General features: G+C 39.6%; 16 protein-coding genes. 4 read left to right on the plus strand and 12 right to left on the minus strand.

Features of this window, described 5'->3' with window-relative positions; all coding sequences use genetic code 11:
- Positions 1-502: 502 nt before the first annotated feature.
- The 4 genes from rplT to thrS all read right to left on the minus strand — a co-directional run bounded on the left by rplT (position 503) and on the right by thrS (position 3,821).
- Positions 503-862: a 50S ribosomal protein L20 gene (gene rplT / locus CXF89_RS12850; protein ID WP_002960711.1), complete on the minus strand. Its 360-nt coding sequence runs from the start codon at positions 860-862 to the stop codon at positions 503-505.
- A 15-nt stretch (positions 863-877) separates the two neighbouring features.
- Positions 878-1,078: a 50S ribosomal protein L35 gene (gene rpmI / locus CXF89_RS12855; RefSeq protein ID WP_002960713.1), complete on the minus strand. Its 201-nt coding sequence runs from the start codon at positions 1,076-1,078 to the stop codon at positions 878-880.
- Positions 1,079-1,290: 212 nt separating this feature from the next.
- Positions 1,291-1,851: a translation initiation factor IF-3 gene (gene infC / locus CXF89_RS12860; protein WP_002960714.1), complete on the minus strand. Its 561-nt coding sequence runs from the start codon at positions 1,849-1,851 to the stop codon at positions 1,291-1,293.
- Between the two features lie 59 nt (positions 1,852-1,910).
- Positions 1,911-3,821, minus strand: coding sequence for a threonine--tRNA ligase (thrS, locus tag CXF89_RS12865; RefSeq protein ID WP_007582683.1), 1,911 nt, complete (start codon positions 3,819-3,821; stop codon positions 1,911-1,913).
- A gap of 355 nt (positions 3,822-4,176) precedes the next feature.
- Between thrS and CXF89_RS12870 the strand changes: the two genes are divergently transcribed.
- Positions 4,177-4,623 (plus strand): DUF3010 family protein, encoded by a 447-nt coding sequence (locus CXF89_RS12870; RefSeq protein ID WP_007582681.1) that lies wholly within the window; start codon positions 4,177-4,179, stop codon positions 4,621-4,623.
- A gap of 198 nt (positions 4,624-4,821) precedes the next feature.
- Positions 4,822-6,540 carry an AMP-binding protein gene (locus CXF89_RS12875; RefSeq protein WP_121954828.1) on the plus strand — a complete coding sequence of 573 codons (1,719 nt, stop codon included), beginning with the start codon at positions 4,822-4,824 and terminating at the stop codon, positions 6,538-6,540.
- A 100-nt stretch (positions 6,541-6,640) separates the two neighbouring features.
- Here the strand turns inward: CXF89_RS12875 and hflX are convergent, their stop codons facing one another.
- The 7 genes from hflX to CXF89_RS12910 all read right to left on the minus strand — a co-directional run bounded on the left by hflX (position 6,641) and on the right by CXF89_RS12910 (position 14,659).
- Entirely contained in the window at positions 6,641-7,990 is a 1,350-nt protein-coding gene (gene hflX / locus CXF89_RS12880; RefSeq protein WP_121954829.1) for a GTPase HflX, read from the minus strand.
- A 198-nt stretch (positions 7,991-8,188) separates the two neighbouring features.
- Positions 8,189-9,541, minus strand: a complete 1,353-nt coding sequence (gene gdhA, locus CXF89_RS12885; RefSeq protein ID WP_121954830.1) for an NADP-specific glutamate dehydrogenase — start codon at positions 9,539-9,541, stop codon at positions 8,189-8,191.
- Between the two features lie 373 nt (positions 9,542-9,914).
- Complete coding sequence (locus CXF89_RS12890) at positions 9,915-10,388, minus strand: YehS family protein (protein ID WP_002960721.1); 474 nt, start codon at positions 10,386-10,388, stop codon at positions 9,915-9,917.
- A 108-nt stretch (positions 10,389-10,496) separates the two neighbouring features.
- On the minus strand, positions 10,497-11,741 hold the full coding sequence (locus CXF89_RS12895) for a lipoprotein-releasing ABC transporter permease subunit (RefSeq protein WP_024590128.1): 1,245 nt from the start codon (positions 11,739-11,741) through the stop codon (positions 10,497-10,499).
- Positions 11,731-12,429 carry a lipoprotein-releasing ABC transporter ATP-binding protein LolD gene (lolD, locus tag CXF89_RS12900; RefSeq protein ID WP_007375330.1) on the minus strand — a complete coding sequence of 233 codons (699 nt, stop codon included), beginning with the start codon at positions 12,427-12,429 and terminating at the stop codon, positions 11,731-11,733. The genes CXF89_RS12895 and lolD overlap by 11 nt, the downstream gene beginning before the upstream one ends.
- Positions 12,422-13,639 carry a lipoprotein-releasing ABC transporter permease subunit gene (locus tag CXF89_RS12905; RefSeq protein WP_024590127.1) on the minus strand — a complete coding sequence of 406 codons (1,218 nt, stop codon included), beginning with the start codon at positions 13,637-13,639 and terminating at the stop codon, positions 12,422-12,424. The genes lolD and CXF89_RS12905 overlap by 8 nt, the downstream gene beginning before the upstream one ends.
- A 147-nt stretch (positions 13,640-13,786) precedes the next feature.
- Complete coding sequence (locus tag CXF89_RS12910; protein ID WP_180961406.1) at positions 13,787-14,659, minus strand: LysR family transcriptional regulator; 873 nt, start codon at positions 14,657-14,659, stop codon at positions 13,787-13,789.
- A 134-nt stretch (positions 14,660-14,793) separates the two neighbouring features.
- On the opposite strand from CXF89_RS12910, the gene CXF89_RS12915 reads away from it, so the two are divergent.
- Positions 14,794-15,915, plus strand: a complete 1,122-nt coding sequence (locus CXF89_RS12915; protein ID WP_007375333.1) for an S-(hydroxymethyl)glutathione dehydrogenase/class III alcohol dehydrogenase — start codon at positions 14,794-14,796, stop codon at positions 15,913-15,915.
- A 72-nt stretch (positions 15,916-15,987) separates the two neighbouring features.
- The gene (gene fghA, locus CXF89_RS12920; protein ID WP_121954832.1) at positions 15,988-16,830 is read left to right on the plus strand and encodes an S-formylglutathione hydrolase; all 843 of its coding nucleotides are present in this window, start codon (positions 15,988-15,990) and stop codon (positions 16,828-16,830) included.
- On the opposite strand, the gene CXF89_RS12925 is transcribed toward fghA, so the two are convergent.
- Positions 16,784-17,122, minus strand: coding sequence for a hypothetical protein (locus CXF89_RS12925; protein ID WP_121954833.1), 339 nt, complete (start codon positions 17,120-17,122; stop codon positions 16,784-16,786). The genes fghA and CXF89_RS12925 overlap by 47 nt on opposite strands.
- Positions 17,123-17,136 lie beyond the last annotated feature (14 nt).

The following is a 17,136-nucleotide window of genomic DNA, read 5'->3' on the forward strand; positions in this document are numbered from 1 at the left end:
TAAACTTGCAAACATAAAATTCTCTAACAAACGCCTTAATTATATAAATTATATCAACTAAATTTTTTATAATTAGGAAACTGCGGTGATTCAACAAAAAAATGCAGCCAACTACATCTCACTCATTCACACCTGTCTTTTAAGGCTATATAACATTATTAATGTACAGTAATTCATTACATAACTATTTATACCAACTCGTAAAAATACTTAATCAATTTAAGGGATTACATCTGACGCTAACAGCGTCAAAAATGTCTGATATACGTCTGCATGGATCCAGGAGAGTGAGTAATGATGGAGCAATTCCCAAGAACAACTAAATAGTGAATTTCGCCCTGCTCTAACGTAATTTTTTATCGCTAAATAGAGCTCATATAAGTAGATGGGTATTAATTTGAAAAAGCCAATTTAGCTCAGCTATAAAAAAGTGTAAGTTATTAAATTACAGGCACAAAAAAAGGAGCCATAGGCTCCTTTTTTAATACTTATATGAAAAAGCTTAAGCGGCTAGGCCTTCTTTTGCTTTTTCTACAAGCGCTGCGAATGCAACTTGGTCATAAACAGCGATATCTGCAAGGATCTTACGATCGATTTCTACAGATGTCTTTTTAAGACCATTGATAAAACGGCTGTAAGACAGACCATTTTGACGTGAAGCAGCATTGATACGTGCAATCCATAATTGACGGAAAGTACGTTTCTTCGCACGACGGTCACGGTAAGCGTATTGACCCGCTTTAGTAACAGCCTGGAAAGCTACGCGGTAAACACGTGAACGTGCTCCGTAGTAACCTTTTGCTTGTTTTAAAACTTTTTTGTGACGTGCACGTGCGACAACGCCGCGTTTAACTCTTGCCATTTCTAAAAACCCCTATTAAGCGAACGGTAACATACGTGAAACTAGACCATGGTCATTTTTATGAACCATCATCTTAGGACGTAGGTGTAACTTACGCTTAGAAGTTTTCTTAGTCAGAATATGACGAAGATGCGCTTGTTTACGCTTGAAACCGCCAGAAGCAGTCTTTTTGAAACGCTTAGCAGCGCCACTGTGACTTTTTAGCTTATAAGCCATTGCAATAACTCCAAATTGTATTGCTTTTAAATTAGTAAGCAGGCGTGAGATATATTTCTATAGCTCCACTTTTAGGCCTAACTTACTGCCATGTTCCGGTGAAGACCCAGCATAAATGCCGCAATCTTACTTTAATACCGGTTAACTCAGGTGAATATTCGCATATTACTTGCAGACCTGAGCTAATTTCGGTGCGTATTATCGCTTAAAAATTATTTTTTAGCAACAGGCGCCATCATCATAACCATTTGGCGACCTTCAACACGATTTGGGAAAGACTCAACTACTGCAAGTTCTTCTAAATCGGCTTTGATACGGTTTAATAATTCTATACCAATTTCTTGGTGAGCCATTTCACGACCACGGAAGCGGATAGTAATCTTAGCTTTATCGCCAGCTTCTAAGAACTTACGTAAGTTGCGAAGCTTAACCTGATAATCACCTTCATCCGTACCAGGACGGAATTTGATTTCTTTTATCTGGATTTGCTTTTGCTTCTTCTTCTGCTCTTTTAATTCTTTGCTTTTTTCAAAGATGAACTTACCGTAATCCATGATTCTACAAACAGGCGGCTCAGCGTTTGGACTGATCTCAACAAGATCAACACCCGCTGCATCGGCCATAGTTTGCGCGTCTTGTAATGACTGAATTCCAGCTTGTTCGCCTTCAATGTCAATTAAACGAACTTCTTGCGCTGTAATTTCTTCGTTAATACGATTTTTTTGAGCTGTTTGTTGCCCTTTCTTGCCGCCTCTAATAGTACGTTCCTCCAAGAATATCAATAATATAAGCGTGTAATTGGCTGTTTGTTAATGCCTTACACGCTCGATTTTTACTGTCGATTTTTAATTTCTTCGCTAATTTTAGCTACAAAATCATCGACATTAAATTTGCCTAGGTCTTCACCTGTGCGAGTACGCACTGCTACTTCTTGTTGTTCAACTTCTTTATCGCCAACAACAAGCAAGTATGGAATACGCTTCAGTGTATGCTCACGGATTTTAAAGCCAATCTTCTCATTTCTCAAGTCAGCAGCGGCTCTAATTCCAAGTTTATTTAATTTTTGTACAACTTCTTTAACATAAGGAGCCTGTTTATCGGTAATATTCATAATTACCACTTGCTTTGGCGCAAGCCACGTTGGGAATAAACCAGCGTACTCTTCAGTTAAAATGCCAATAAAGCGTTCAATAGAACCTAAAATAGCACGATGTATCATTACAGGTGTACGACGTTCGTTATTTTCTGCTACATAAGTAGCGCCTAAACGACCCGGTAATGCAAAGTCTAATTGCACTGTACCACACTGCCACGCTCTGTCTAAACAATCGTATAAAGTAAATTCAATCTTTGGACCATAAAACGCGCCTTCACCCGGAAGATAATCAAATTCAATATCGTTTAGCTTAAGTGCTTCGGCTAAAGCAAGCTCTGCTTTATCCCACATATGGTCTTCACCAATGCGTTGTTCTGGGCGAGTAGATAGCTTAACTACAATCTTCTCAAATCCGAATGTTTCATATGTATCATAAACCATCTTAATACACGCTGAAACTTCGTCCATTATCTGCTCTTCGGTACAGAAAATGTGAGCATCATCTTGTGTAAAGCCACGTACACGCATTAAACCGTGTAGTGCACCTGATGGTTCATTACGATGACAACAGCCAAATTCAGCCATACGAAGTGGTAAATCACGGTACGATTTTAAACCCTGGTTAAAGATCTGCACGTGTCCTGGGCAGTTCATTGGTTTAATCGCGTATTCACGCTTTTCAGACTCAGTGGTAAACATTGCTTCTGAATATTTTTCCCAGTGACCTGATTTTTCCCAAAGTGAACGGTCCATCATCATTGGACCTTTTACTTCTTCGTACTCATATTCGCGTAACTTTTCACGTACAAATTCTTCAAGCTCGCGGTAAATGCTCCAACCATCGTTGTGCCAAAATACCATGCCTGGCGCTTCTTCTTGCCAATGCCATAAATCAAGCGCTTTACCAATACGGCGGTGATCGCGTTTTTCAGCTTCTTCAAGGCGTTTTAAATACGCTTTAAGTTGCTTTTTATCGCCCCACGCTGTGCCGTAAATGCGTTGTAGCATTTTGTTTTCTGAATCACCACGCCAATATGCACCCGCAACTTTCATTATTTTGAAGTTTTGGCAAAATTTCATGTTAGGAACGTGAGGTCCACGACACATGTCTACATATTCTTCGTGATGATATAACCCTGGGCGGTCATCTTTAGCGATATTTTCGTCCAGTATTTCTATTTTGTATGTTTCGCCACGCGCTTCAAATGTATCGCGTGCCTCTTGCCAGCTTACTGTTTTTTTCACTACGTCGTAGTTGGTTTTTGCAAGTTGCAGCATACGCTTTTCAATTGCTTCAAGATCATCTTGTGATAATGAATGTTCCATATCGATATCGTAGTAAAAACCGTTATCAATGGTAGGACCAATTGCCATTTTTGCGTCTGGGAAAAGTTGCTTAACTGCATGACCAATTAAGTGAGCACAAGAGTGACGAATGATTTCAAGGCCGTCATCGTCTTTAGCGGTAATGATCTCAAGACGAGAGTCTTCACTAATTAAATCACATGCATCAACACGGTCGCCATTAACACGACCCGCAATGGTCGCTTTAGCTAAACCAGGGCCAATATCGTTTGCAACATCAAGCGTGCTTACAGGGTTTTCAAAACTACGTTGACTTCCGTCTGGAAGAGTAATAACTGGCATTATAAATCCTTGCTACAGTGGTGACACCTACAATGTATCACGTGTATTTTTAATAAATTAAATGAGAATGACTCGACAACGCTTTTACGAATAAGCATTGACTAATAAATGTAGATGCAGAGTCTATTCAACTACAAAGATATATTGTCGCGTGCTGCGCATTTAATTACAAGTTTTAAGGGGTGAAATCCACCCGTTTTGAGCACAAAATGTAACTTTTAGAGCAAAAAAAATCATTTCATTAAAATATAAAAGCATCAACGCACTAATTACGCACCTACAACTATACCTACACTCGCATTTTAATGTGTGTTGCGTATAATACTGCGTAATTAAGTTATTTTAGAGAATAGACATGAGAACATGTGGTGTAGAAATTACCGGTAGTGATGTACTACTTTGTATTTTAAGTAAAGATAATGACGTATTTGATATTCGCGATGTGCGCCAAACACGCTTTACCTTAGGTAACGGTAACGACACTGAAGTAATGCGTAAATTTCAATTCGATTTTGCAAAATTAATGCAAGATTACCAAATTGATTCTGTTGCAATCCGTGAGCGTCAGCCTAAAGGTAAATTTGCTGGCAGCGCAAAGGGATTCAAAATGGAAACTGCGATTCAATTAATCGACAATTTAGACGTACGTTTATTTACCACAACTGAAATTAAAGAACAGGTAAAGCGTAATCCTATTCCTATTGATTTTGAAGAAACAGGCCTTAAAAAGTACCAAGAAAATGCTTTTGTAAACGCTTACGTTTACATAATGAAAAAAACATACCGCAGCGACGAAATGTAAATTTATTGCTCGTTTAAAAACGCGTACTTACAGTGTAAGACGCGTTTTTTTGTATCTAAAAAACATGATTAGATTTTATTAATCTAATCATACAATAGTCTAACTGCACTTCTCTTTGTCGACAATATGTGTTTATTTTAACTTTGTAGTTTACATAACTCACACACATTTTCATGGAGAGAGCAATGCACACACACTATTGCGGTAAAAGAAGTAGAACAAATAAATCACTTACCTTTATCGCAAAGCTATTTTAAAGGTATACAAAGCACACCTTTAACAAATTCAACTATAGGCGAGTACTTTGACTTTATTGTCGACAAAAATCCAGAGGCGTTAGCTGTTGTAGTTCATCACCAGGGTATTCGCTTAACGTATAAAGAATTTCAAAAAGAAGTTAATCAACTTGCTATGGGGTTGCTGGCACTTGGCGTGAAACCAGGCGAGCGTGTTGGTATTTGGTCTCCTAATAATATTGAGTGGTGCTTAACCCAATTTGCAACCGCAAAAATTGGCGCAATAATGGTTTGCATCAACCCTGCATATCGCCCTAACGAATTACAATACGCCTTAAATAGTGTTGAATGCTCTACTCTAATCACAGCATCAAACTTTAAAGGCAGTGATTATTTAGAAATGCTCAATGGTTTGGCTCCAGAACTTGCAACTTGCGATAAAGACACACTTAATTTAAAAGCACTGCCCACTCTTAAAAATATAATCCGCATTGGCGATGAAGCATCTCCTGGTATGTACTCTTTTAATGATGTTATTAACTTGCCAACATCGGCACATGAGCTTGAATTAAAAGCAATAGGTGCAAACTTAAATGCTGAGCAAGACATCAATATACAATTTACATCAGGCACAACAGGCAACCCAAAAGGCGCAACGCTCACTCATAAAAATATTTTAAATAATGCGCTATTCGTCTCCGAATCTATGCACTTTACGAGCGATGACAAGTTATGTATCCCTATCCCGTTATATCATTGCTTTGCAATGGTATTGGGTAGCTTATTGTGTGTTAGTAAAGGTGCAGCAGCCGTTTACCCAGGCGATTCGTTCGATGCAAAAACCACACTAGATGTAGTTCAACAAGAAGGATGTACAGCGCTGCACGGTGTACCTACTATGTTTATTAGTGAGCTTGAGCTAAGTAATTTTAACGATTATGACTTAACTACTTTACGCACGGGTGTAATGGCAGGCTCTACATGCCCAGAGCAAGTAATGCGCAAAGTACAAACACAAATGAACATGCATCAAGTACTGATTGCTTACGGGCAAACGGAGTGCAGTCCCATAAACAATATTACCGAAACAGACTCTTCAATAGAGCGGCAAGTAACAACGGTTGGCCGCGCACTTGCCCATACCGAGGTTAAAATTATTGACGAGTTGGGTAACATTCAACAAATTGGTCAACCTGGCGAAGTGTGTAGTAAAGGTGCAGGTATAATGCGCTGCTATTGGAATGACGATGCTAAAACAAAAGCCACAATAGATGACAACGGTTGGCTACACTCTGGCGATTTAGGTGTCATGGATACAGAAGGGTTTGTCACTATTGTTGGCCGTATTAAAGATATGATTATTCGTGGCGGCGAAAACATTTACCCGCGCGAAATAGAAGAAGTGCTTTACACCTACCCGGGCATTCAAGATGCTGCCATATTTGGTATAACAGATGAAAGGTATGGCGAGGAAGTGTGCGCTTGGATCCAACCAAAAGAAGACGCTGTGCTTGATGAGCAAGCAATTCGTGAGTTTTTAAAAGACAAACTAGCCTATTTTAAAATGCCACGACATATCCGTTTTGTAGAAAACTATCCAATGACAGTAACAGGTAAACTGCAAAAATTTAAAATGCGTGAGCAAATGCAAGAAGAGCTAAGCGACAAAGCCTTCTCCTAATTTTTCTCTACAAAAAATCTGAACTCTGAATAATAAATCTACCTCAAGTAACGATTAAAAGGCACAGCCAATTGGCTGTGCTTTTTGTATACTAAATTTATTATAAATCTAACATTCTCTTTTTTAAACGTTCTAAATCAATCGCACTCGAGCGCACTGTTAATTTAATGTGGCTGTATTCATATTCTTCTTTAACAACACTCATACTAGATCGAATTTCGCCCACGATACCTTTGGCTGTGTACGGTATAACAATCTCTTCTTCAATCATGTCCTCTTGAGCAATGCCAATAATGTATTTGTGCAATTTACTAATATCATCTGGATTACGCGTAGAGGTCATCATCGCATCAGGAAATTCATCCATTAGCGACTGCTGCTGCTCAGTACTTAATTGGTCTGACTTATTCAGTACTAATAATTTTTTGCTGCCTTCCACCCCAACTTCTGCCAGTACTTTATGTACTACTTCAAGTTGTGAGCGAAAAGAAGGATCTGAAGCATCTACAACATACAGCAATAACGACGCATCATGTGCCTCAGCGAGCGTTGAATGAAATGAAGCCACCAAATCATGAGGTAATTTTTTAATAAAACCAACCGTATCTGAAACCAATATACGTGGCTGCGTAATCGGGTACAGTGCGCGAACAGTGGTATCTAGCGTTGCAAAAAGTTTGTTTTCGCCTTCTACATCACTACCTGTAATTGCGCGCATCATTGATGACTTGCCCGCATTGGTATAACCAATTAAAGCCACTGAGAATAGCTCAGAGCGCTGCGTACGTCTGTCCATCATTACATCTTGAACACTAACAAGTTCGCGCTTTAATTCTGCTAACTGATCGCGCACCTTACGGCGATTAAGCTCAAGTGTGGTTTCACCCGCACCTTTACCCATTTGGCGTTCTTTATCACCTGTTGATGTTTCACGCAGTCGTGGCGCGACATAATTAAGGCGAGCAATTTCAACTTGTAATTTTGCAGTTTTAGTACGCGCATGACGGCTAAATATTTCAATGATAATACCGGTGCGATCAAATACTTCCACACCCAGCTGGTTCTCAACATTACGTAGTTGAGAAGGCGTTAAATCACAGTCAAATACCACTACATCGGCACATGCAAAATCAAGTTCGTCTGATGGGATTTCTGAGGATATTTCGGTTAAAGGGCCTTCATCAAGTAAATCATCTTCTTGCTCGTTTTCAACCATCCCTTTATTGCCGGTAAGGTGTGCTATTTCAGCTAGTTTTCCTGAGCCCAGTACATTAACTTTTTGGGTAGAACTTTGCTTTTGCGATTGTGTACCTACTACTTTAAAGCCTAACGTAGTTACCAAACGAGCAAGCTCTGCTAGCGACTCTGTTGCTTCGTCACCTTTAAATTGTGGTGTACTAATAGAAATAAGTAACGCATTAGGAAGTGATGGTTTTGCAGTTAGTTGCATAATTTTTTGTCTTAATGCACCTAAAGTGCAAACCTAATTTTCATTCGAAAGTAACTTGATCCTACGCTGTTATAGCCCAGCTTTATAGGGTTATAGTTCACTAATGGCGTTAATATTTAAAACTAACCATAATATACTCAATTTTATGGCTAGTTTTAAAATCACATTATATTAAAGCCTTATTGTTCAGCTTTAATATTAAACGACACCCTGCTCAATCATTGCATCGGCGACGCGCCTAAAGCCTGCAATGTTAGCGCCTAATAAAAGGTTTCCAGGCTCACCAAATTCTGTAGCGGTGTCGTTAGCGGTAACAAATATATTTTTCATAATTTGTTTTAGCTTTTCATCAACTTCTTCAAAGGTCCAACTTTGCATGCTCGCATTTTGCGCCATTTCTAATTGGCTTGTTGCAACGCCGCCGGCATTGGCGGCCTTACCTGGCCCATACGCAATTTTTGCAGCAATAAAGCAATCAATAGCCTCTTTTGTTGAAGGCATGTTTGCGCCTTCACTTACTAATAAACAACCGCCGGATAATAATGCGTTAGCGTCTGCCTGTGTTAATTCATTTTGTGTGGCGCACGGAAAAGCAGCGGCAGCATTAAAGCGCCAAACAGCGTGCCCATCTTTAGGGTAGTCAATTGCAGAAATATAAATAGCATCGGGGTGAGTTTTTTTATACACGCTCAAGCAATCACGCGATTGCTCTTTCAAACATTTAATAAGATTTAAATCTATACCCGACTCATGATACACAGTGCCACGAGAGTCGCTGCAACTTACTGGTGTTGCCCCCATTTGATAAAGCTTTTCCATAGCATAAATAGCAACATTACCTGCGCCCGAGACCAAGCAGCGCTTACCTTGTAGGCTATCGCCGCGCGCTTGCAGCATGTAGTCAGCAAAATAAACAGCGCCGTATCCAGTGGCTTCTTTTCGTACAAGCGATCCACCCCACAATAAGCTTTTACCTGTTAAAACACCTTCATAGCGCCCAGTCAAACGCTTATATTGACCAAACAAGTAACCTATTTCTCTTGCCCCTACTCCAATGTCTCCAGCGGGTACGTCGGTTGTAGGGCCAATATGGCGATAGAGCTCGCTCATAAATGATTGGCAAAAACGCATTATTTCAGCATCTGAGCGCCCTTTTGGATCAAAGTTTGCCCCGCCTTTACCACCACCGATTGGTAAACCTGTTAAAGCATTTTTAAATATTTGCTCAAACCCTAAAAATTTAATTATGCTGGCATTTACATTTGGGTGAAAACGTAAGCCACCTTTATAGGGGCCAAGTGCAGAGTTAAACTCAATTCTGTAGCCTTTATTTACCTGAATATTGCCTTCGTCATCAACCCAGGGAACTCTAAACATAATTTGACGTTCGGGTTCAACTAAGCGTTGTATAATGGCATTTTTTTTGTATTTTTCTGAGTTTTCTAAGATAGGTTCGAGTGATTCAAGTACTTCTTCAACAGCTTGATAAAACTCGCATTGTGCAGGACTACTATTTTTTAATTGTGCGATTGTGCTATGGATATAATTCATAATTATTCTTCCGTGTTAATAATAAAAGTATTTATCAGATGTTAAAGTAAACGTGATCAAGTTTATGATTCATGCTTTAAGGTCTTAATTTAATATAATTAACTATTACCTTAGCATGAAAAATTAAGATACTTAACGCGAGCTACGTGAATTATTTTTGATTAGAAGTTTGATTTTTATTTATTAAAGATGAATTTAAATTCACAGATTTAAAATTAGAACAGTGCCAAGCGAATTTTTATATTTTCAAAAAGGAGTTTTAGAAGTATTAGGTTAGGTGTGGATTTTTTAAAAAATATAACAATTAATGGGCTTTATACTGCATTGCGCTCGCAAAAAACCCATTAACTAAAAGCTAATTAGCTAAAACCAGTTACTCAGCAGACTCTTCTGGACGGTGCTGCTTTTGTACGCCGGTTAAAAACAAGCGTAATATTTGATCGTTACAAACACGGTAATGTTTGTTATCTACTTTTCGAGAAAACGCGCTTAACTCATGTTTACTCAGATCAAAATCAACAAGTGCAAGTGTTGCTATAACATCTTCTGCTTTCATATTTAAAGCAATACGTAGCTTCATAAAGATAATATTGTTGTTTAGCTTTTTCTCAGGCTCTGGTTGCTCACCTTCGCGTTTGCCACGTTGGGTATTAATAAACCCATTTAAAAAGCTAGCAAACTCAGTATCACTTATTGGGGTAAAAGCCTCTTCACCTTCTTTAGTTAACCATGCAATTACTTGCTCTTTGGTGACCGTATGCTCTGCTGATGCAAAAACATTGACCATAGCAGTATCAGTTAAGTTAAAAGTGTAGCGAATGCGGCGTAAAATATCGTTATTAGTCAAAGTAAATCCCAAAGTGAGGTATAGCAACCAAGCAGTTATTGCTTAATTTTAAATAAGCACCTAGTTTAACAGGTTTACTAATACCACCCTATTAATTTTTATCTGAGCTTAATTACCAAGCACCTTGGCAGGATCTACGCGTGTTGCTTGCCATGCAGGATAAATAGTGGCAAGTATCGCAAGCACAAACGTAACAATCACTGTAATACCAATGTCTTCAAGTACTAATTTACTTGGTAAAAACTCTATAAAATAAACGCCCTCAAGTGGATTGGCTCCAAATGATTGGCTTATCCACGTAAAAAGCTCACTTATATTAAGCGCTAATACCACGCCAATTAGTGTTCCTAGTGCCACGCCTACAAATGCTTGCATTAAGCCCTGCATCACAAAGGTGGCTAAAATAGTACTGTCTTTCGCGCCCATGGTTTTTAAAATTGCGATATTGCCTTGTTTTTCGCGTACTTCCATCACCAAGGAGGACACAATATTAAAACTGGCTACCGCTATAATTAAAAACACCACAATATAAACAATGGTACGTACCATTTGAATATCTTGATAAAGGCTGCCTTGGGTTCTGAACCAACTGGAAACATACACGTAGTCGTCAATAGTTTGGCCCACTTTTAGCGCTATTTGGTGCGCCGAAAACACATCATCAACACTTAACCGCAGCCCTGTTACTTGAGTTTCATCGTAACCCAATGTTTGCTGCGCTTTATTAAGATGTATAAACGCAGCTGTACTATCAATGGGGCCTCCCATTTCTATAACACCTGCAAGGTTAAGTGTTACGCGTTTAGGCGCTAATAATGACTGACCTTTTTGGCCTATTTGCGGAATAAGTAACGTAATGTTGTCGCCTACTTTTGCATCTAACTGTTTTACTATTTGCTTACCTAAAATTACATCGTCAAGGCCTAACTGGCTGACCAATTTACCACTGGTAAACTGGTTTACCGCCGATACATTACTCTCTAGCGATGGCTCAACACCTCGAATTTCTATCGCTTTTAGCTGGCTTTTATATTGCGCCATCCCATTCACTGCAATAAATGGCGCAGCCCCTGTTACATGCGGTTGTGTTTGTAAATCCTCAACTTTTTGCGACCAATTCGCGATGGGTCTACTTGGTGCTACATATTCCACCTGCGGCACAACGCTTAGCAATCTATGTACTAGTTGTTGCTCAAAACCATTAATTACCGACAGCGCCACAATTAAAACCGCGACACCTAATAAAATACCAATAGTCGACGCTTTAGCGATAAAACTAACAAAGCCGTTTTTTTCATCTTTGTGGCCTGAATAGGCTCTAAAACGTTTACTTAAAAATGCACTAAGCAACATGCTGCGACTCTTTAATAGCTAGTTTTCCATCGTCTAAATAAGCTATTTTGCCTAGCTTATCGGCAAGTTCTAAATCGTGTGTAACTACCACAAAACTGGTGTTTAAGCTTTGGTTAAGCTCATTTATTAAATCGTAAATTTTAATCGCATTTTGTTTATCTAAATTACCGGTTGGTTCATCAGCAAGCACAAGCGCAGGTTTAGTAACCAGCGCGCGGGCAATAGCCACGCGTTGGCGCTCTCCACCAGAAAGCGCAGACGGTTTATGCGAGCTGCGATGTGCAAGGCCTACTTTTTCGAGCATATCGAGCGCTTGAGCTTTGGCTTCTTTTGCACTCAAGCCTTTAATTAATAATGGCATAGCCACGTTTTCAACTGCGCTAAACTCCATTAATAAGTGATGAAATTGATAGATGAAGCCCAAATTTTGGTTTCTAAATGCGGCTTGCTCTGTTCGCGAAAGTTTTGCAACTTCTTGGTTTTTAATTTTAGCGCTACCTGAGCTTGCGGTATCTAATGTGCCAAGTATGTGTAAAAGCGTACTTTTACCAGAGCCAGAACTCCCCACAATAGCCAGCATTTCACCTTGCTGAAGCGCTAAATCAACGCCTTTTAATACTTCAACTTGGTTGCTGCCATCTTGATAAACCTTACTTAAATTTTCACAACTAATTACTAAATCATTCATAACGTAATACCTCTGCTGGTTTTACTTTTGCGGCTTTACGCGCAGGATATAAGGTAGCTAAAAAGCTCATAGCAATACTGGCAAACGCTATTATTACTAAACTCAAAATATCAAACTTTACCGGAAGCTCTATACCCGCCAGTAAGTTTAAGCCCACTAATGCAAGTAGCTCATTTATATATAAACTAAATATTACACCTAAAAATGCGCCTATTGCGGTACCAATTACGCCATTATATAGGCCTTGCACCATAAACACTTTTTGCACTTGCGAAGGTGTTAAACCTAACGTTTGTAGTATGGCTACTTCACCTTGTTTTTCGCTTACCATCATGGTTAATGCCGATACAATATTAAATACAGCCACCAATACAATGAGGGCAAGCAACATAGACATAATGCGCTTTTCCATAGCAACGGCTGCAAATAGAGTACCTTGGGTACTGCGCCAATCACTATAATTATGATCTTGTAAAATACGCTGGCTTGCTTCAATAAACTCATCTAGTTCGAAAGGTTCGTGCAATGAAACACTTAAATTTGGGGCAGTGTTTTTATCCAGCTTTAACACCCGTTGTAGTGAAGCGCCACTCGTAAACGCAAGTGCCATATCTATCTCAGATCCGGTTTCGTATATTGCGGCAACTTTAAATAAACGCTGGCTGGGTACTCGCCCAAGTGGTGTATACGTTGAAGCATTAGGCATAATAACGCGAAGCTTATCACCCACGCTAACGCCTAATTTACGACTCAAATAACGGCTTATAGCAATGTTGTAATTTTTGTTTAATACAGTTTTCCAATCGCCTTGCACTATTTTATCGGTAATTCTATACAAAGAACCACTATCGTTATAAAGGCCTTGTAATAAAACGCCGTGCAAGTCTTTATTCGTTTGCAAAATAGCTTCGCCGTGGCGATATAAGCTTACATGATCAACATAAGGAGATTGTTCGAGGTCGGTTTTTAGGGTGTTCATTTGGGTGGCAGTGTGTTTACCTGCGCTAACTTCAACATGCGGAATAAGTCCAAGCATATTGGTTTTTAGGCTATTTTCAAACCCGTTCATTACACTGCTTACCGTAAATAATGCCATTAAACCAATAGCGATACCGGCAATAGAAAAAAACGAAATAAACGATATAAACGCATTTCCTTTAGAGGAGCGACTATATCTAAGCCCTATAAATAAGCTAACCGGTTGAAACATATTATTTTTAACACTTATCGTAAAAGTATTGAGCAATAGTAGCACGAAAAAAGTGCCTTTGGGTATGGCGTAAAATGTAAGAAATAATTTAAAAATCTGATACTTGGCTATATTTACAGCAATATGTATTTAACCATTAACTCGCGGTTAAGCTTTAAGCCCGCTGACTAAATAATCGAGCAATACCCGTACATTAGTGGCCACAAACTGCCTTGGTGGATATACGCCCCATACCCCTTCTTGCTGTGGTTGATAGGGTGTTAAAATAGGCACCAATTGCCCTGAGTTAATTTCGTTTTCAATGTAGTAGTCTGGGAGCTGTACAATACCGAGCCCCTTTTTTGCGCCATCCACCAGCGCCCAACCACTATTACACTGTAATCGCCCCGCTATTTTAATGTGTTTATCGCGCCCATTTTCGTTTACGCGCCAGTAGCTGCTATTACCAATTAAACATTCATGGCTGTTTAGCTCGCCTAAAGTATGCGGCTCACCAAATCGCGTTAAATACTGTGGCGCCGCGCACATAATAAAACGCCGCGCACTTAATCTACGCGCTTTTAAGCTCGAATCTTTTAAGTGCCCAAGCCTTATTGCTAAATCAAATCCGCCCTCTAATAAGTTTTCTTGCTCATTACTTAATGTGGCAACAACTTCGACCTCAGAATGATCCTTCATAAAGTTATGTACTATGGGCATAATAAAGCTCTCTCCGTACATAACTGGTGCTGTGAGCTTTATTTTACCTTTAGGTGTACTTTGTTGTTGAGCAAGACCTTGAGTTGCCTCGTCCATAGCGTGTTGTAAGTGCTTTATTTGATGTAAATACACTTCGCCTTCTTTGGTTAAAACCACTTTACGAGTAGTACGGGTTAAAAGCTGGGTATTTAAACGTTGCTCAAGCGCTGTGACATGGCGGCTAATATGCGCAACCGAAAGCCCAAGCATTTTTGCAGCCGCAGTAAAGCTGCCCTCCTCCCCAACCGCTATAAACTCATCAATTCCATCCCAACGCGCCATTATTACCATACTGTAAAAGTGTTTTAATAAAATTGAGATTATCATTATTTGAGAAACAAATACAATAAGCACATCACCCAAGCAAATTGGGTCTACAATTATTTTTTAATAGCCAGTTAAAGGAAATAAAACACATGTCTGAATTTATTAAATCAAAAGCTGCCATTGCTTGGGGTCCTAATCAACCACTTAGTGTTGAAGAAGTTGATGTGATGATGCCTAAAAAAGGCGAAGTAATGGTAAAAATTACCGCTACAGGTGTGTGTCATACCGATGCATTTACATTATCGGGCCAAGATCCTGAAGGCATATTTCCTGCTATTTTAGGTCACGAAGGCGCTGGTGTTGTCTATGCTGTTGGCGAAGGCGTAACGAGTGTTGAAGTTGGGGATCATGTTATTCCTTTATACACTGCAGAATGTGGCGTATGTAAAATGTGTACTTCAGGTAAAACTAACCTGTGTTCAGCCGTGCGCGAAACACAAGGTAAAGGCCTAATGCCAGACGGCACTACACGCTTTTTTAAAGACGGCCAACCAATTTATCACTACATGGGGACATCAACGTTCTCTGAGTACACTGTATTGCCAGAAATTTCACTCGCTAAAGTAAATAAAGAAGCATCACTAGAAGAGATTTGCTTACTCGGCTGTGGTGTAACAACAGGCATGGGCGCAGTTACCAACACAGCTAAAGTAAAGCCTGGCGACACGGTTGCTATATTTGGCTTAGGCGGTATTGGTTTGTCTGCGATTATTGGCGCAAAAATGGCCGGTGCTGGTCGTATTATTGGTGTTGATATAAACACCACTAAATTCGATTTAGCTACAAAACTAGGTGCAACTGATTTAATTAACCCAAAAGATTTCGACAAGCCAATTCAAGAAGTTATTGTTGAAATGACAGACGGCGGCGTTGACTATTCGTTTGAATGTATCGGTAATGTTGACGTAATGCGCTCAGCGCTTGAGTGTTGCCACAAAGGTTGGGGAGAGTCAGTCATTATTGGTGTGGCGGGTGCAGGCCAAGAAATATCAACCCGCCCGTTTCAACTAGTAACTGGGCGTGTATGGCGTGGTAGTGCATTTGGTGGCGTTAAAGGCCGTTCACAACTTCCTGAAATTGTTGAGCGTTACATGGCGGGGGAATTTGCTCTTAGCGACTTTATTACTCACACAATGGGCCTTGAAGATATTAATGAAGCATTTGATTTAATGCACGAAGGCAAAAGTATTCGTACAGTCATTCATTACTAATAAACTGCATTCGTAAAATAGCTTATTAATAAGCCGTAATACTTTTAAGTTTACGGCTTTTAAGGATTAAGTATGTTAGAAAATATCTCAAGTGTAAAAGTGTCTGGCGGTTGGCATAAACAATATACTCACAGCTCGCAAAGTACACATAGCACTATGCGTTTTGCCGTATTTTTACCACCTGGCGCAAGTGAGACAAACAAAGTTCCGGTACTTTATTGGCTATCAGGTTTAACCTGTACAGACGAAAATTTTATGCAAAAAGCCGGCGCATTTAAAAAAGCAGCTGAGCTGGGTATTGCTATTGTAGCGCCTGACACTAGCCCGCGCGGCGAAAACGTCCCCAATGAAGACAGCTACGACTTTGCACAAGGCGCAGGCTTTTACGTAAATGCCACGCAAGCTCCTTACAACACTCATTTTAATATGTACGATTATGTTGTTAGTGAGTTACCAGCACTTATTGAACAACATTTTCCGATAACAAGCACAAAAGCAATTAGTGGTCACTCTATGGGCGGGCACGGTGCATTAATGGTTGCACTTAAAAACCCGACTGCGTTTGTAAGTGCCTCGGCTTTTAGCCCTATTGTAAATCCGATTGAATGTCCTTGGGGTGTAAAAGCATTTACTGGCTATTTAGGAAATGATAAGGCGCTTTGGGCACAGTATGATAGCTGCGAGCTGATGAAAAACGCAGAGCAAGCTCATTACTTACCCATGTTAGTGAGTCAAGGTGATGCTGATGGCTTTTTACAAGAGCAACTTAAGCCAGAAAACTTAGTCGCTATTGCTGATAAAAAAGGCTACCCGCTTACACTTGAAATGCAAGCAGGCTACGATCATAGCTACTTTTTTATAAGTAGCTTTATTGACCAACACTTATTATTTCATCATCAGTTTTTAACAGCTTAGAATGAGATTCGTTAGTGTGTAGATTAGATTTATCAACATCTACACACTCTTTTAAACTCTTTGTTACTTGCCTACATGTTTGTTTTGGATTGCTCTCGTCTTTTACAAATTCCACTATAGCGGAGTCAACTGCATATCCCATTTTTGAGAAACTCAAGCTCTCTTCGTCTTTTACAAAAGTACCAGAGTTCGTTGAGCTACTACTCGAGCGTGCTGAATTATCAAGCAATACACCTACAGCGGTACAACCGAGTAGACTTTGTAAAAAAACAACAATAACTAAAATACGCATAATTCATCTTGAAT

It is taken from the genome of Pseudoalteromonas sp. MelDa3 (assembly GCF_002863625.1).
GTDB classification, from domain to species: domain Bacteria; phylum Pseudomonadota; class Gammaproteobacteria; order Enterobacterales; family Alteromonadaceae; genus Pseudoalteromonas; species Pseudoalteromonas arctica.

Bases quoted from the DNA above. Each gene is read 5' to 3' on its own strand.
- rplT (WP_002960711.1), bottom strand. From the start codon at position 862: ATGGCAAGAGTTAAACGCGGCGTTGTCGCACGTGCACGTCACAAAAAA.
- rpmI (WP_002960713.1), bottom strand. From the start codon at position 1,078: ATGGCTTATAAGCTAAAAAGTCACAGTGGCGCTGCTAAGCGTTTCAAA.
- thrS (WP_007582683.1), bottom strand. From the start codon at position 3,821: ATGCCAGTTATTACTCTTCCAGACGGAAGTCAACGTAGTTTTGAAAAC.
- CXF89_RS12870 (WP_007582681.1), top strand. From the start codon at position 4,177: ATGAGAACATGTGGTGTAGAAATTACCGGTAGTGATGTACTACTTTGT.
- hflX (WP_121954829.1), bottom strand. From the start codon at position 7,990: ATGCAACTAACTGCAAAACCATCACTTCCTAATGCGTTACTTATTTCT.
- gdhA (WP_121954830.1), bottom strand. From the start codon at position 9,541: ATGAATTATATCCATAGCACAATCGCACAATTAAAAAATAGTAGTCCT.
- CXF89_RS12895 (WP_024590128.1), bottom strand. From the start codon at position 11,741: ATGTTGCTTAGTGCATTTTTAAGTAAACGTTTTAGAGCCTATTCAGGC.
- lolD (WP_007375330.1), bottom strand. From the start codon at position 12,429: ATGAATGATTTAGTAATTAGTTGTGAAAATTTAAGTAAGGTTTATCAA.
- CXF89_RS12905 (WP_024590127.1), bottom strand. From the start codon at position 13,639: ATGTTTCAACCGGTTAGCTTATTTATAGGGCTTAGATATAGTCGCTCC.
- CXF89_RS12910 (WP_180961406.1), bottom strand. From the start codon at position 14,659: ATGGCGCGTTGGGATGGAATTGATGAGTTTATAGCGGTTGGGGAGGAG.
- CXF89_RS12915 (WP_007375333.1), top strand. From the start codon at position 14,794: ATGTCTGAATTTATTAAATCAAAAGCTGCCATTGCTTGGGGTCCTAAT.
- fghA (WP_121954832.1), top strand. From the start codon at position 15,988: ATGTTAGAAAATATCTCAAGTGTAAAAGTGTCTGGCGGTTGGCATAAA.
- CXF89_RS12925 (WP_121954833.1), bottom strand. From the start codon at position 17,122: ATGCGTATTTTAGTTATTGTTGTTTTTTTACAAAGTCTACTCGGTTGT.